The sequence below is a fragment of the [Mycobacterium] fortunisiensis genome, from assembly GCF_019050325.1.
GTDB lineage: Bacteria > Actinomycetota > Actinomycetes > Mycobacteriales > Mycobacteriaceae > Mycobacterium > Mycobacterium fortunisiensis.
Genome location: NZ_VOMB01000005.1, coordinates 83,673 through 99,991, shown reverse-complemented (window position 1 = coordinate 99,991; position 16,319 = coordinate 83,673). Strand labels below are relative to the sequence as shown.

The 16,319-nt window shown below is 65.3% G+C and carries 10 protein-coding genes; 6 read left to right on the top strand and 4 right to left on the bottom strand.

What is annotated here, in order from left to right:
• Positions 1–15 precede the first annotated feature (15 nt).
• Entirely contained in the window at positions 16–798 is a 783-nt protein-coding gene (locus FR943_RS04180) for an alpha/beta fold hydrolase (RefSeq protein ID WP_217155077.1), read from the top strand.
• Here the strand turns inward: FR943_RS04180 and FR943_RS04175 are convergent.
• The 3 genes from FR943_RS04175 to FR943_RS04165 all read right to left on the bottom strand — a co-directional run bounded on the left by FR943_RS04175 (position 791) and on the right by FR943_RS04165 (position 4,026).
• On the bottom strand, positions 791–1,792 hold the full coding sequence (locus tag FR943_RS04175) for a Gfo/Idh/MocA family protein (protein ID WP_217155138.1): 1,002 nt from the start codon (positions 1,790–1,792) through the stop codon (positions 791–793). The genes FR943_RS04180 and FR943_RS04175 overlap by 8 nt on opposite strands.
• An 18-nt stretch (positions 1,793–1,810) precedes the next feature.
• Positions 1,811–2,620, bottom strand: a complete 810-nt coding sequence (locus tag FR943_RS04170) for a TylF/MycF/NovP-related O-methyltransferase (protein WP_217155137.1) — start codon at positions 2,618–2,620, stop codon at positions 1,811–1,813.
• 107 nt (positions 2,621–2,727) lie between these two features.
• Positions 2,728–4,026 carry a glycosyltransferase gene (locus tag FR943_RS04165; RefSeq protein WP_217155076.1) on the bottom strand — a complete coding sequence of 433 codons (1,299 nt, stop codon included), beginning with the start codon at positions 4,024–4,026 and terminating at the stop codon, positions 2,728–2,730.
• Positions 4,027–4,351: 325 nt separating this feature from the next.
• On the opposite strand from FR943_RS04165, the gene FR943_RS04160 reads away from it, so the two are divergent.
• Positions 4,352–5,683: a hypothetical protein gene (locus FR943_RS04160; protein WP_217155074.1), complete on the top strand. Its 1,332-nt coding sequence runs from the start codon at positions 4,352–4,354 to the stop codon at positions 5,681–5,683.
• Here the strand turns inward: FR943_RS04160 and FR943_RS04155 are convergent, their stop codons facing one another.
• A complete protein-coding gene (locus FR943_RS04155) occupies positions 5,684–7,201 on the bottom strand; it encodes an MFS transporter (RefSeq protein WP_217155072.1) in 1,518 nt (505 codons plus the stop codon). It lies immediately after the preceding gene.
• Positions 7,202–7,882: 681 nt separating this feature from the next.
• Here FR943_RS04155 and FR943_RS04150 point away from each other — a divergent pair.
• The 4 genes from FR943_RS04150 (at position 7,883) to FR943_RS04135 (ending at position 16,282) form a co-directional block, all read left to right on the top strand.
• Entirely contained in the window at positions 7,883–8,305 is a 423-nt protein-coding gene (locus FR943_RS04150; protein ID WP_217155136.1) for an MmpS family transport accessory protein, read from the top strand.
• Positions 8,302–11,181 (top strand): MMPL/RND family transporter, encoded by a 2,880-nt coding sequence (locus FR943_RS04145; protein ID WP_217155071.1) that lies wholly within the window; start codon positions 8,302–8,304, stop codon positions 11,179–11,181. Before FR943_RS04150 ends, FR943_RS04145 begins: the two co-directional genes overlap by 4 nt.
• Positions 11,182–14,115: an MMPL/RND family transporter gene (locus FR943_RS04140; RefSeq protein ID WP_217155070.1), complete on the top strand. Its 2,934-nt coding sequence runs from the start codon at positions 11,182–11,184 to the stop codon at positions 14,113–14,115. It abuts the gene before it with no gap.
• A 94-nt stretch (positions 14,116–14,209) separates the two neighbouring features.
• The gene (locus tag FR943_RS04135; protein WP_372448072.1) at positions 14,210–16,282 is read left to right on the top strand and encodes an AMP-binding protein; all 2,073 of its coding nucleotides are present in this window, start codon (positions 14,210–14,212) and stop codon (positions 16,280–16,282) included.
• Positions 16,283–16,319: the final 37 nt, after the last annotated feature.

Below are 16,319 nucleotides of genomic sequence, written 5' to 3'. Positions count from 1 at the left end.
AGTAGCATTGCCGCCGTGGCTCTGTTCGTGCGTGAATACGGTCCGGCCGTGGCGCCGGCCGTCATCTTCCTGCACGGCGGGCACCTGAGCGGCTGGTCCTGGCAGCCGGTGGTCGATCGCATGCCGCAATACCGTTGTCTGGTGCCCGATCTGCCCCAGTACGGCAAGAGCTTTGAGCTGGGTCCGTTCGACATGAGTCGAGCCGCTGATGCCGTAGCAGAACTCATCCGCTTCCATGTGGGCACCGGCCACGCCCACGTGGTGGGCTACTCGCTGGGCGCCCAGGTCGGGCTGCAACTGCTTGCCACCGAGCCGAAGCTGGTGGATCGAGCGGTGCTGTGCGGAACCCTGGTCAACACCCTGCCCGGGGTCCGGTTGGCGCAGCGGCTTTTGGGGACGATGGCCCGGGTGCCGTGGTTCCAGCAGATGGTCAACCGGCGCTGGAACGCACGCGAGGTGGGTGTGCCCGCAGCGAACCTCGACGACTACCACGAGGACGTCCGCCTCAGCTCAGGACCACAACTCGCCCATGTCGTCGTCGCATCCGCGGGTTTCACCATCCCCGAGCGACTCGACGAGTCGGATACGCCAACCCTGTTCTTGTCCGGGGCCAACGAGAGGCCGTTCGTCCGCCGCTGGGCGGCGACCCTGGCCCACCGCATGCCCAACGGTGTCGACGGGGCCGCGGCCGGGATGCACCACGACTGGCCTTTGCGCTGTCCGGATCTGTTCTCCCGCACCGCCTCTGGCTGGCTCTCCAACACCACTCTTCCTCCTGAGATCCAGCTGTTCAGCTAGGCATCCGGACCGGCAGACCCGCGGCGCGATAGACCCCGTCGATTACGGTCATGGTCTCGAACGCGTCCTGCGGTGTCGTGCGCACCGGTTCGCCACGTAGCACCGCGGCCGCGAAGGCATCGAGCTGGTACGCGTAAGACGTGCGGCGTGAGAAGCGCTCCACGCGCTTGCGGCCCGCGGATCGAACCGAGAGGCGATGGACCACGTGCGGCAGCACCGGGTTGAGCACCCGTATCTCACCTCGATCGCCGGTCACCCGTGCGGACACCCGCAGCACGTCCGACGACCACATGGAGCAGCGGATCCGTCCCGTGTGCCCAGCGGCGAAACGCAACTCGGCCGTCATCGCCCGGTCGATCTGGCGGTCACGCAGTTTCGCTTGTGCCGAAACGACTTCCGGTGTGGAACCACCGAACAGGCGTGCCATATGGATGGCATAGCAGCCAGCGTCCATGGTCGCGCCGCCGGCCAGCGTGTAGTTGTAGCGGATGTCGGCGAACTTCGGCAACGGGAAGCAGAACGCGACGTCCACCCGCTGCAAGGTACCGAGCTCGCCGGAGGCGATGATCTCCTCCACCCGCATCGTCAGCGGGTGGTAGCGGTAATGGAACGCCTCCATCACCACCCGACCGGAACTGGCGGCGAGTTCGGCGATCTCGCGGGCCTCGTCGGCGTTGGCGGTGAACGGCTTTTCACACAGCACATGCTTGCCGGCCGCAATCGCGGCACGAGTCCACCTACCGTGCAAGCTATTTGGCAGTGGGTTGTAGACCGCATCGAGCTCCGGATCGGCAAGCAGCTCCTGGTAACTCTGGTGCACCTTGGCGATGCCGTGTTTCGCGGCGAACCCTTGGGCCCGCGACACGTCACGTGCGGCCACCGCCGCCACCGAGACATCGGCGTTCTCCCGTGCTGGTTCGATCAGAGCCAACGGGGCGATCTGGGCTGCCCCCAGGATGCCGATCCGCAGGGGCGCGTGAGGTGGGGCAGTGATGCTAGCGCCCGATCCGGATCACTTGCGCCACAACACTCCTGTCCCGTCGATGTTGACGATCTCGGCGGTGATCCCGTGCTTGGCCCGGTAATCGGTGACTGCCTGCTCACACGCCTTGACCGCCAGATAGTCGTCGACGATGCAGAATCCGCCCGGCGACAACCGGGGGTACAGGGCGTCGAGCGCCTGGATCGTGGACTCGTAGAGGTCGCCGTCCAGCCGCAACACCGACAGCTGCTCGATCGGGGCGTCCTGCAGGGTGTCCTTGAACCAGCCGGGCAGGAACCGCACCCGGTCGTCCAGTAGCCCGTACCGCTCGAAGTTCGCCCGGACGTCGGCTTCCGAGACGCCGAGGATGCCGGCGGCCAGTTCGGCCCGGATCCCCTTGTCCGCCTTGTAATTTTCCGGATCCGAGCGTGGCACACCCTGGAATGAGTCGGCCAGCCAGACGTTTCTGGTGTGATCCCCGTAGGCGGCGAGGACCGCGCGCATCAGGATGCAGGCCCCACCACGCCAGACTCCGCACTCGATCAGGTCACCGGGGATGTCGTCGGCCACCACGGTTTCCACGCACTCCTGCAGACTGGTCAGCCGCTTCATGCCGATCATCGTCTCGGCCTCGGCCGGCCAGTCCAGACCGAGCGCACGCTGCTCCCGTTGATCGCGCACACTCGTGCCCCGCAGCCGCGGGCTCATCCGGTTCACCGTCTTGAGAAGAATGCGTCGCCGCAGCGGCCAGTCTGAAGGCACCCGCTCATGCATCCCGTACCGAGTCAGGTTGCGACGGAGCAGGTCGAGATACAGCGAGCGGACGTCGTAGTCGGTGATGGTCAAGATGTGCCTCTATCTCGCATGGTGGCAGTAGCAGCGCTGACTCTAAACCGCTATTGACGATGGCGTCAGTAGTTTCCTGAATCGCCGCCAAGATTTTCCGCTCAGTCGTCGCCGATATCAGCCTGAGCTGCGTCGACAACCCGTGCACCGGCCGCGAATCGCTCCAGCCGATCAGCGGCCGCAGCCGCGCTTTCGGCTGGTTTGGTCATCCGGGCGGCCACGTCACGGGCCCGGGTGCGGTAATCCGGCGCGAGGATGGTTCGCAGGTCTGCCACCAGTGATTTTTCGTTTGCGGAGGAGAAGCGCCGAGCGGTGCCCACCCTCAGTCGCTTGACCGCGGCGCCCCAGATCAACTGGACATCGGCCATCCACAGGACCAGGGTGGGGACCCCGGCACGCAGGCCCGCAGCGGTGGTACCAGCGCCGCCGTGGTGCACCACCGCGCGGCAAGCCGGAAAGATCGTGGCGTAGTTGACCGCGCCCACCACTTTGACGTGTTCGAACTGGGGCACATCGGCGAAGTCACTCCAGCCGGCGCCGACCAGGGCCCGCTCACCCAACTGTGCACACGCGCCCGCGATCATCGCGATGGTGTCGGCCGGCGACTCGACCGGAATGCTGCCGAACCCGAAGAAGATCGGCGGGGTTCCCGAGTCGATCCACGATGCGACGTCCTCGTCGGCGCCGGTCGCCAGCTCCAGGGTCAGGGTCCCGACAAACGGGCGCTGCTGCGCCCATTGCGCCCACTCGGCCGCCAGCCCGGGAAAGCACACCTCGTCGTAGCCCTGGATCTCCAGCGCGCCGCGGTCTGCGATCCGTTGCGGCGCAGGGCCCGTCGCCCTCGGGAGGCCCAGCTCACGGCGCTGCGCGGTATCGGCCTTGCGCACCCCGCGCCACACCAACCGGTCGTAGACCTTCATCGCCGCACGGACCGCCGGCGCCGGCAGGTTCGGCACCAACTGGCCGTTCACCCGGATCGGAAACCACAACAGGGTGGCCAACCGAACGTCGCGGTACTCCGCGACGGTGGCGGCAAGCTCTTGATAGCTCATGCCGGTCACCAACGCATCGGCCCCGTCCACCAGCGACGTCAGCGTCGCGGTCATCTCCGCCCAGGCCCGGATGCCGGGCTCGCGCGACTCGCGCAACAACCGTTTCACTTCGTTGATCCGCCAGAAGTTGCGGAACACCCGGCCCCAGAAGTTGCGCGTCGACTCCAGCCAGGCCTGGTTGTCCGGCCCATAGGCGGTGGCGTTGAGTCCGACCGACTCGGCGAAACCGATCAGGTCCGGCGGGACTGCCATCCGAACGTCGTGGCCCCGGCGGGCCAGCTCGCAACCCAGCGCGATGCCGGGCTCCACATCACCGCGAGTTCCATAGAAGGCGAGTACAAACTTCATGGGAATCCGAGCCTTTCAGTCCCGTGCGCGTTCTGCGGGATGAAAGTGGGAGAGCCTCAACCGCCCGGCGCAGCCGCTTGGGAGCGTAACCCGATGCGCGCGCACGCAGCCCGGAATCCCGAAGTTTTCGCCTGCGCCCGAAACCGGCGAGCAACGGTGGCAGATCCGCTACGCTGTCGCTCCGTGACCGGGCGGATCTCGCCCATTGAACGTCACGAGCAAATCTAGTGTCATCGGAGGCCGGTCAATGGCAACTCGGGTACGTCTCGCTGAGGCAGCGTCTGCCAATCATGCGTCCAACGGTTCGGCAGCGGTGGACAACCGGATGGCATTGCTCGACCAGGGCTTCTACGCCGGGCACCGCGCCGCCGGCCAGAAGGAGGTCATGCAGGTGGCCTGGGTGTACGAGCACCCGGTCAACTTCGACGGCCTCGCGCAGCTGCACCAGAACCTCAATCGCGGCATCTTGGGCCGGCTCATCGAACGTTCACCGTTACCGTTCGGCCCGTACCGGTGGGTGGCCGCACAGTGGTCGGCCGACATCGACATTGCCGAATCCCCCCGACCCCGAAGCGAACTCAACGATTGGCTGGACGAACGCTCACAGCTTCCCGTCGACCCGGAAGCCGGGCCGGGCTGGCACATGGGCGTCCTTCCGCTCTCGGACGGCTCGACGGCGGTCACCCTGGTGATGTCGCACTATGTGATGGACGGCATCGGGGCGGCCGTCGCGGTGGTCGAGGCGATTCTCGGCGTCGGGACCCGTCCCGACTACCCGGCGCCGCGCTCCCGTTCACGGCTGGGGGCGCTGGTCGAGGATGCCGGCCAGACGGCCCGGGACATTCCCGACGTGGCCCGCGCGATTGTCGCCGCAGCAAAGGAAGCCCGGCGCCGCCGGCGCGAGGATTCCCGCTCGGCAACTACGCGTCCCGCCGCCGTCATCGAGGCGGCCGGAGACGAACACGTCGTTTTGCCCGGCGTCACGGCCTGGGTCAAGATCTCAGATTGGGACGCCCGCGCGAAAGCCCTGGGCGGCACCACCAATGTGCTGACCGCCGCGTTCACTGCAAAACTCGGTGACGGCACGGGATTTCGGCACGACAGTGACGGCACGGTCTGCGTGCAGACCATCGTGAACGACCGGACGTTCGGTGATACCCGCGCCATCGCAGTGTCATTCGCCCGAATCCGGGTCGATCCCGCGGTGGTGACCACAGATCTGCGCGGCGTCCGCGCCGACATCAAGCAGGCATTGACCGCGGTCAAGGAAGCACCCGATGAGGCAGCGGCGTTGGCACCGCTGACGCCCTTCACGCCGAAGAAGGCGTGGCAGCAGATGGTCAACTGGGCCCTCGACGACCCCGATCACCCGGTCGTGTGCTCCAACTTCGGCGACGTCGGCTCCGACATCACCCGGCCCGACGGCACCCAATGCTCATACGGATACGCACGGGGTACCCGGCAACACGCAACCCGGCAGTGGCTGGAGCGGATCGGTGGTCAGCTGCAAGTGCAGTTTCTCACCGCACCAGCACTCGACAAGGTCTGCATCCACGTGCTGGCCTACCAACCGGGCGGTGTGACCACCCGGGAAGCGTTGCGGGAGTTGGTGGCACGGACACTGGCGGAGTTCGAGCTGACCGGCGACGTCGAGTAACTACGGTCCGGGGGCAGCCGACTCGGCCTCGTTCTTCACTTTCTGGGCATGCGCCACCTCCTGCGCGCTGTAGCGGATGAGCAGCGCCACGGCGCCCAGCACGACGATCAGCCCGGCCAGTGCCAGCAGGCCATAGGCGTAGCCGTGGTCCAGCGCGTAGAGCTGAGCGGCGGTCATGGCCCCCACCGGTCCGTCGGCGCCGCCCAAATGCAGTGTGGTCGACGTGATGACGATCTGGGCGACGGTCAACACCACGGGTCCGCCGAGGCTCTGCAACATCACCGCGATCGCCGAGGCCGGACCGATGCGGTCCAGGTCGACGCTGGCGATCAGGGACAGGCCGAGAGGGACGTTGATGATGCCGATGCCGATGGCGCCCACGACCATCGGCACCACCAGATTCGGGAAGTACGGGATGCCATGGTGAAACGCCAAGCCACCGTAGGTGACCGCGCCCAGTACCAGGGTGCTGGCCCCGATCACCACCACCCGGGGTGAGAACACCACCACCAGGCGCGAGGACACCACCGCGCCCACCGCCATCGCGATGGCAAACGGGATGAAGCTGATACCGGCGCGCAGCGGGCTGTAGCCCATGACGGTCTGCACATACACCGCGATCACCACCGTCAACGCGAAAGCCACCCCGCGGACCAGGAACATGGCCGCGAACGTGGCCAACCGGTTGCGATCGCCGAACAGGTTGAGCGGCACGATGGGGTTGACGGCCGCGGTCTCCACCGCGACCAGCGCCACGAAAGCCACCGCTGTGACCAGACCGGCGATGATCGTCGTGGCCGACAACCACCCCCTCTCCGGCGCCATCGACAACCCGAAAACCGCTGCGGTACAGAGCAATGTCGCCAGCACCGCACCCGCGACATCCAGCCGCATCCGCTCCTTCTGGGTCTCCTGCAGCATGGTGGCGGCCAGCCAGATCACCAACAGCCCGATCGGCACATTCACCACGAACGCCAGCCGCCAGGACACCCCGGTCAGCACCCCGCCGACCACCAGACCTGTCACCGCGCCGATCACCGCCGTGGCGCCCAACACGCCGGCCGCCGCATTGCGGGCCGGGCCTTTGGGGAACGCCGCGGCCGTCAACGACACACATGTCGGTGCGACGATCGCGCCGGCGGCACCCTGCAACAGCCGGGCGAATACCAGCACGCCGCCGTCCCAGGCACTCGCGCACAGCACCGAGGCAAAGGTGAACAGCGCGACCCCGAAGATGAAGATTCGCTTGCGGCCGATGGTGTCCCCGAGTCGGCCGCCCAACAGGATCAACCCGCCGAAGGCCAGGATGTACGCGGTGATCACCCAGTTGCGTCCGGCATCGGACAGGCCGAGTTCGGCTTGGATCTTGGTCAGCGCGAACACCACGACGGGGCCGTCCATCGAGGCGATCAGCTGGACACCGCCGATCGCGCAGACCGGGCCGAGGAACTCGCGCGACCGCAGCCAGGACCGAACGTCTGTCCCGCTACGAGACAGCGTGGTCGATTCGGCCGGCATGGATCGCTCATTCCGCGCGTTGGGTCATCCGGTGGGTGGCCGGTTCGACATCAATTGACGTCTCCGTAACAGAGGACCCTAGCAGTCGGGCGGGTACACCGCGGGGCGCCTTCGCCAGAATTCCGCTACCCATCGCCAGGTATGCGCAGGTGGCCACATTCAGCAAACCGTCAGCAATGAACCTTCCGAGTTGGCGCGGCCACCGGACCGCGGCCGCGGCGCACGCCGATGCCACCCGGGTCCGGCCTACATCGGCAGAATTTCCACCCCGCCCCGTCCCGCCCTGCATTACCATCCCCTGTTATGTCACGCACGCGTCAATATTGGACCACCAGCGTGGTTAGCTCTACGCACAGTTCGCTGCCGTGACAGCAACCACGTTGTTCGTAACGTGACGCTTCGCGGCGAAACAGGTCGTTGCAGGCACCGCCCCGGCGGTGGAGCCGGGCGCGGAAACGCGTCGGGTGACGGGAAGGTTAGGTAGTAGTGAGCGAAGTCCGTTTGCCCGATGTCGAGCCAGCTAGGTTCGACATCGCCACCGCGGGCAGCCGCGACGCTGGCCAAAGCGCTCGCCGCCGACTCGTCCTGCGGCGTCGGGCTCACCGCCCCTCAGTTGCACCCCGGGAGAACAGCCGCCCCCGCAAGCGCCGTCGAAACTCGACACCGCCCGCCCTCAGGTTCCTGAAGAAGCTCTGGATCCCCCTGGTGATCGCGGCTGTCATGACGGCCGGAGGTTTTACCGTCTGGCGCTTGCACGGCATGTTCGGCTCCCACAAGACCGTCTCCTACGCCGACTCGTCACAGGAAGAGACCGTCCCGTTCGACCCCAAACACCTACGGTACGAAGTCTTCGGGCCGCCGGGCACCCTCGCCCATCTCAGCTACTTCGACGCCAACGGCGACCCCGTCAACGCCGATGACGTCAGCCTGCCGTGGACGCTGGAATTCCCGATCAGCGCCGCAGCGGGCATCGGAAGCATTGCCGCACAAGGCGACAGCGACACCATCGGCTGCCGCATCCTCGTCGACAACGAGGTCAAGTCCGAGAAGATCGTGACCCACCAAGTCAGCGCCTTTGCCTCCTGCATGTTGAAGGCCGCATGAGCACCCACCAGCTGCCCCCCACGCAGCCACTCGCCGCCCGGATCATCCGCCGGTTCTCGCCGCTGGTCATCCTGGCCTGGCTCGGCATCATGTTCGCGCTGGGCGCCTTCATCCCCCCGCTCGAGCAGGTCGGAAAAGAGCACGCGGTTTCGCTGAACCCGACCGACGCCCCGTCCTACCAGGCCGGGGTGCGGATCAACGAAGCCTTCGACCAATCCGACGCCGGCAGCATCGTGATGGTGGTCTTGGAAGGCCAGGACAAACTCGCCGATGAGGCCCACCGGTACTACGACAACCTGATCAGCCAGTTCAAAGCCGATTCGACGCACGTGGCGCACATCCAGGATTTCTGGGGTGACCCGATGACGGCGGGCGCCGCGCAGAGCGCCGACGGCAAAGCCGCTTACGTCCAGCTGGACCTTGCCGGCAGCCCGGGCCAGACCTTGGGCAACGAATCAGTCGAGGCCGTACAACACATTGTCGGGTCGACGCCGGCGCCGGACGGGGTGCAGGCGTATGTCACCGGGCCGGCGGCGGTGGCCACCGACATGGGCAACAGTGGCGACCGGACCGTCATCGTCACGACATTGGTCAGCGTCGGGGTCATCTTCATCACGCTGCTGCTGGTGTACCGCTCGATCGTCACCGTCATCGTCCTGTTGCTGACGGTCGGGGTCGGGTTGCAGCTCGCCCGCGGCGTCGTCGCGCTCCTGGGCCACTACGAGTTTCTCGGCCTCACCACCTTCGCGGTCAATCTCCTTGTCTCCCTGGCCATTGCAGCTGGAACGGACTACGGCATATTTTTCCTCGGCCGCTATCAGGAAGCGCGCCAGGCCGGCGAAGACAAGGAGACGGCTTACTACACCGCCTACCGCGGGGTCACCAAGGTGGTGGTGGCCTCCGGCTTGACGATTGCCGGCGCCATCTACTGCCTGAGCTTCACCCGGCTGGCCATCTTCAGCACCCTGGGCGCCCCGTGCGCGGTCGGCGTTGTGGTGGTGGTTGCGGTCGCCGTGACGCTGATGCCGGCGACCATCGCACTCGGCAGCCGTTTCGGCATGTTCGAGCTCAAACGCAGATTCCAGGTGCGCGGCTGGCGCCGGGTCGGCACCGCGATCGTGCGGTGGCCGGGCCCCATTCTCGTGACCACATTGGCGATTTCGTTCATCGGCCTGGTGACCCTGCCGGGGTACACGCCGAGCTACAACGACCAGCAGTTCATTCCCAAGGACATCCCGGCCAGCGAAGGATTGGCGGCCGCGGCCCGGCATTTCCCCGAATCCGCGATGAAGATGCCCGAGATCCTGCTGATGGAATCCGATCACGACCTACGCAATCCGGCAGATTTCCTCGTGCTGGAGCAGCTGGCCAAAGCCATCCTCGCGGTTCCGGGCGTATCAAAGGTGCAGTCCGCCACACGGCCCGAGGGCACCCCCATCGCGCACACGTCGATCCCCTACCTGCTCAGCATGCAACAGGCGGGCCAGCAGCAGTTCATGCACTTCCAGGATCTGCGCATGGACGACATGCTCAAACAGGCCGACATGTTGGCCGAAACCATCACGATCATGCGGCAGATGTACGACCTGATGAAGCAGATGGCGGCCACCACCAGCGACATGGTCGAAAACACAAAAGAAATGCAGACGATCACCAAGGATCTGCGCGACCACATCGCGGACTTCGAAGATTTTTTCCGACCGATCCGCAACTACCTCTACTGGGAGCCCCACTGCTTCGACATCCCCGTCTGCCAGTCGATCAGAAGCGTTTTCGACACCATCGACGGTGTTGACGAGGTCAGCGACAAACTGGACGAACTGGTCGACAACCTCGACCAGCTCAACGTGATCCTGCCGCAGATCATCAGCCAGTTCCCGGCAATGATCTCGATCATGGAGAGCATGCGGTCGATGATGCTGACGATGCACAGCACCATGTCCGGCGTGTTCGGCCAGATGACCGACGGGAACGGCAATTCCACGGTGATGGGCAAGGCATTCGACGCCGCCAAGAACGACGACTCCTTCTACATCCCGCCGGAGGTCTTCGAGAACAAGGACTTCCAGCGGATCCTGGAGATATTCGTCTCGCCCGACGGAAAAGCCGTCCGGATGCTGGTGTCCCAGAAGGGTGATCCGTCCTCACCCGAGGGGCTCGCACGCGTCGATGCCATCACCACCGCGGCCGTGGAGGGTCTGAAGGGGACTCCGCTGGAGGACTCGAAGATCTACCTCACCGGCACCGCGGCCTCGACGAAGGACATCGTCGTCGGCTCACGATTCGACCTGATGATCGCCGTGGTCGCCGCACTCTGCCTGATCTTCAGCATCATGCTGATCATGACCCGAAGCCTGGTGGCCGCGGTCGTCATCGTCGGCACCGTATTGCTCTCACTCGGAGCATCTTTCGGCCTGTCCGTCCTGGTCTGGGAATACCTGCTGGGCATCCAAGTGCACTGGTCGGTGCTACTGATGTCGGTGATCATCCTGTTGGCGGTGGGGTCGGACTACAACCTGCTGCTGGTCGCCCGGATGAAAGAAGAACTGGCCGCCGGCATCAACACCGGGATCATCCGCGCGATGGGCGGGACCGGCAAGGTCGTGACAACGGCCGGCCTGGTGTTCGCATTCACCATGGGCTCCATGGTCGTCAGCGACCTGCTCAGCATCGGTCAGGTGGGCACCACCATCGGGATCGGGCTGCTGTTCGACACCTTGATCGTGCGCGCTTTCATGACCCCGTCCATCGCCGCCCTGTTGGGACGCTGGTTCTGGTGGCCGCAGAAGGTGCGCCCCCGCCCCGCCAGTTCGATGCTCCGGTCCACCGGGCCACGACCGCTGGTGCGGGCCCTGCTCCTGAATCAGCAGCAGTAGATGGCCGCCCATCAACTCGGCACGGAGCCCCCAGCCGATCGACACCCCTTGCCGGCACGGGTCATTCGCAAGCTGTCACCGCTCATCATCCTGATGTGGACGGCGCTGACCCTGCTGGTGACGTTCGCCGTGCCGTCACTGGAACAGGTGGGCCGCGAGCACTCCGTGCCGATGAGCCCGAAAGACGCGCCCGCTGTCCAGGCCATGACGCACATGGGCGAGAACTTCAAGGACTCCAGCTCCGACAGTTTCGCCATGATCATCCTGGAGGGCGAACAACCGCTCGACACCGACGCCCACGAGTACTACGAGAAACTGGTGGGTGCGCTGAAGAGCGACACCGAGCACGTCGAACACGTCCAGGACCTGTGGGGAGATCGGCTCACCGCGTCGGGTGCACAGAGCGCTGACGGCAAAGCCGTTTACGCACAGCTGAACTTGGCCGGGGACCAGGGCACCACGCTGAGCCAGAACTCCGTGGCCGCGGTACGCGACATCGTCGACCGCACGCCGCCACCGCCCGGCATCAAGGCCTACGTCACCGGACCGGCCGCGCTGGCCGCCGACATGCAGCACTCCGGAGACCGATCCATCCTGAAGATGACCTTCATCGGGGCCGGGATCATCTTCGCGGTCCTGCTGCTGGTCTACCGCTCGCTGCTGACCGTGGTGTCGTTGTTGATCGCGGTCGGCATCGAGGTGTTCGCCGCCCGCGGCATCGTCGCCTACCTCGGCGACACCGGTGTCGTCGTGCTCTCGACATTTGCCATCAACATGCTGGTGGCCCTGGCGATGGCGGCCGGAACCGATTACGGCATCTTCTTTTTCGGTCGATACCAGGAAGCCCGGCAGGCCGGCGTCGACCGGGAAGCGGCCTACTACACCACGTTCCGTAGTGTCGCTCCCGTCGTCCTGGGCTCGGGTTTGACAATCGCCAGCGCCATGCTGTGCCTGAGCTTCACCCGGATGCCCATCTTCCAGACCATCGGTGTGCCCTGCGCGGTGGGCATGCTCGTGTCACTGACGATCGCGCTGACCCTGGGTCCGGCGATTCTGTCCCTCGGCGGTGGTTTCGGGCTCTACGACCCACGGCGAGAACTCACGTTCGGTCGGTGGCGTCGAATCGGCACCGCGATCGTCCGCTGGCCCGGGCCCATCCTGGCAGCGACGTTGGCAGTGTCCTTCGTCGGACTGCTCGCCCTGCCGATGTACCAAACCAGCTACAACGACCGTCAGTACGTACCCAAAGGCATTCCGGCCGACCAGGGTTACGCGGCCGCCGATCGTCATTTCTCCCAAGCGCGGATGATGCCCGAGATCCTGATGATCGAAGCCGACCACGACCTGCGCAATCCGGCGGACTTCCTCGTCCTGCACAAGCTGGCCAAGGCAGTCTTCAAGGTTCCGGGAATCTCCCGGGTACAGGGCATTACGCGGCCCGAAGGCCAACCCATCGAGCACACCTCGATCCCGTTTTTGATCAGCATGCAGAACGCCGGTCAGGAGCAGTCGATGCAGTCGATGCGGCGCCGGGTCGACGACATGCTCAAGATCGCCGACCTGCTGGGCCAGCAGATCGAGCTGACCAAGCACATGTACGGGCTTCAGCAACAGATGACCGACATCACCCACCAGACCATCGGCGTGACCAAAGAGATGGTTGTGATGATGAAGGGGCTGCGGGACAACGTCGCGGACTTCGACGATTTCTTCCGGCCGATCCGCAACTACTTCTACTGGGACAAGCACTGCGACAACATCCCGCTGTGCTCCGCACTCAAGAGCATCTTCGAAGCTCTCGACGGTATCGACATCCTCACCGGTCAAATGGACGACCTCGTGAAAATCGCCGAACAGATGGACACTCTGCTGCCCCAGCTGCTCGACAAGATGCCGCCGCTGATCGCCAGCATGGAGACCATGCGGGGCATGCTCCTGACGATGCACAGCACCATGTCGGGAAGCTTCAGCGTCATCGACGATTCGCAGACGAGCGCCGCCGCCATGGGCCGGGCCTTCGATGCCGCGCACAACGACGACACCTTCTATCTGCCGCCCGAGGTTTTCGAAAATCCCGACTTCCAGCGCGCGATGAGCTTCTACCTGTCCCCCGACGGGAAATCGGCCCGGCTCGTCATCTCCCACAAGACCGACCCAGCCACCCCTGAAGGCATCGCCCGGGTTTCTGCGATCAAGACGGCGGCCGAAGAGGCGCTCAAAACCACGCCCCTGGTCAGCGCGAAGATCGAAATCGCCGGTACCGCATCGACTTTCAAGGACTTCCGGGACGGATCCAAATACGATCTGCTCATCGCGGCGGTCGGCGCGCTGTGCCTGATCTTCTTGATCATGCTCCTCATCACCCGAAGCATGGTGGCCACGCTGGTCATCGTGGGCACCGTGGTGCTCTCGCTGGGCTCGTCGTTCGGGCTGTCCGTGCTGATCTGGCAATACATCCTGGGCATCAAACTGCACTGGATGGTGCTGCCGATGTCCGTGATCGTGCTGCTGGCAGTGGGTTCGGATTACAACCTGCTGCTCGTGTCCCGGATGAAAGAAGAGATCGCCGCCGGCATCAACACCGGCATCATCCGCGCCATGGCCGGCACCGGCAAGGTGGTGACCAACGCCGGCCTGGTGTTCGCCCTGACCATGGCCTCCATGGTCTTCAGCGATCTGCGCATCATCGGTCAGGTCGGCACCACCATCGGTATCGGTCTGCTGTTCGACACCCTGGTGGTGCGGTCATTCCTGCTGCCGTCCATCGCCGCACTGCTCGGACGGTGGTTCTGGTGGCCTAAGGCAGTCCGGCCGCGGCCGGCCAGCCGAATGCTCCGCGATACCGGGCCACGGTCGCTGGTGCGCGAACTGTTCCTCCGGGAGGACGAGCGCCAGGCCCCGGTCCCGGCCAAAGGACCGAAGTCACTGGTCTGATCCGGGCGATCACCCCGAACTGCTCCGTATCGAACGCAGATCAACCACAATGTGGTCACTCAGTTAACTCCAGAGTCGACCCGACAGGACCATCGTGGTGCGCGACGTGATCGATTTCGCCGTGGTGCTGAATCACTCATGTCCGGATATCTGGAACGTCCTGCAGTCACCCGACCGGTACCCCCGCTTCTTCCGCGGGCTTGGTTCGTGTGAGCTGACCTCTGGCCAAACCCAGCAGTATCAGGTTCGTTTCATCACCCCCCGTGGCGCCGTTGTCGTGCAGGAGATGCACCTGACGGTTCGCCGCGCGGGGAGGGAAATGCTGCTGCAGTCCGTCCAGGTGCCCGACTGCTGTGTGTCAATCCGGCTGAGCCCCACAGCGGACGACACCCGGATCGCGGTGACGACCTTCTCGGTCGGGTTGCTCCACCCTGACCTGGCGAAAACCGATGACAGTGCCGTCGAGAACTGGATCCGAGACGGCCTGCAGCGCATTGCCGAGTATCTGGCCGGCAAGCAAACGTCAGTCCTGGTCAACAAGGGCGACATGCGTTCCCTGCAACTCAGCATCCTCAAGACCATGGTGGTCAGCGGTGTGGTGCGGGCATCCCGACCGGATCGCGGCCTGCGTCAGCTCAATTCCCTGGCCAAGTGGGGATTCACCCTCGCCGGCGGCCTCACCGCCGCGGCCGCCCGGTCACCCCGCAACATCGCGCTGATCGACAGCCACGGTCAGTCCACCTACGCCGACGTCGCCGAACGCACCACGCACATCGCCTCCGGCCTGGCCACCGTCGGCTTCACCGCGGACAGCAAGTTCGCGATCCTCGCGCGCAATCATTCGGCGATGGTGGAGTGCATGGTGGCCGTCAGCAAGCTCGGCGCCGACCTGGTGCTGCTCAACACCGGCTTGGCCGCCCACCCGATCGAACAGATCATCAAGCAACACGGTGTCGACGCCCTGTTCGTCGACGACGAGTTCGAACCCCAGGTGCGCTATCTTCCCGCCCAGATACCGCGCATCTCGACGCGTCCCACAGCCACTGTGCCGCAACGGCGCTCGATCGAGGACCTGATCTCATCAGGTATCGACAGCGGTCCACTCACACCTCCCAAACGACCGGGCCGACTGGTGGTGCTCACCTCCGGGACCACCGGCACACCGAAAGGGGCACGGCGGCCCACACCGACCGGCTTCGGCACCATCGCCGCCATGTTGTCGCGGATGCCCCTGCGTCGCGACGAGGTGATGCTGATCCCCGCGCCACTGTTTCACGCGTGGGGCCTGGCCGCCCTTCAGGTGAGCGCTCCGCTGCGCGCAACCGTGGTGCTGATGGAACGGTTCGACGCCGAGGAGTGTCTGAAAACCATTGCACAGCATCGATGTTCCGTCTTGGTCGCCGTTCCGGTGATGTTACAGCGGATCCTTGAGCTACCCGCCGCGGTGATCAACCGATACGACACCTCCTCGCTGCGGGTGGTCGCCAGCAGTGGGTCACCGATCCCCGGCGCCGCCGTCATCAAGTTCATGGACACCTTCGGCGACGTGCTGTACAACTTCTACGGCTCCACCGAGGTGTCGTGGGCGACCGTCGCCGACCCGACGGACCTGCGCGCGGCCCCGACAACGGCCGGCCGGCCACCGCTGGGTACCCGGGTGGCGATACTCGATCACGCGGGCGATCCCCTGCCCATCGGTGGGGTGGGGCGGATTTTCGTCGGCAACGACATGTTGTTCGACGGTTACACCAACGCTGCGTCACCTGCCATCAAGGACCAGCTGATGGACACCGGTGACGTGGGATACCTCGACGCCGGTGGGCGGCTGTTCGTCGCCGGGCGCGACGACGAAATGATCATCTCCGGCGGTGAGAACGTGTTTCCACGCCCCGTCGAGGAAGCCCTGGCACTCTTGCCGCAGGTGTCCGACGTGGCGGTGATCGGCGTTCCCGATCCGGTATTCGGACAACGCCTCGCCGCGTTCGTGGTCCGCGCCGAAGGTGCCTCGCTGGACGAAGAGATGATCAAGAACTACATCCGAAACCGGCTGAGCCGCTTCTCGATTCCCCGCGACGTTACCTTCGTCGACAGGCTGCCGCGCACCACCACGGGAAAGATCATCAAACGCAGCCTGCTCGATGACGATCTGGCGGCCGGGCCCAGCTGAGCGCCCCGCGCAACGGCCCCAGGATATGGTCGCTGAC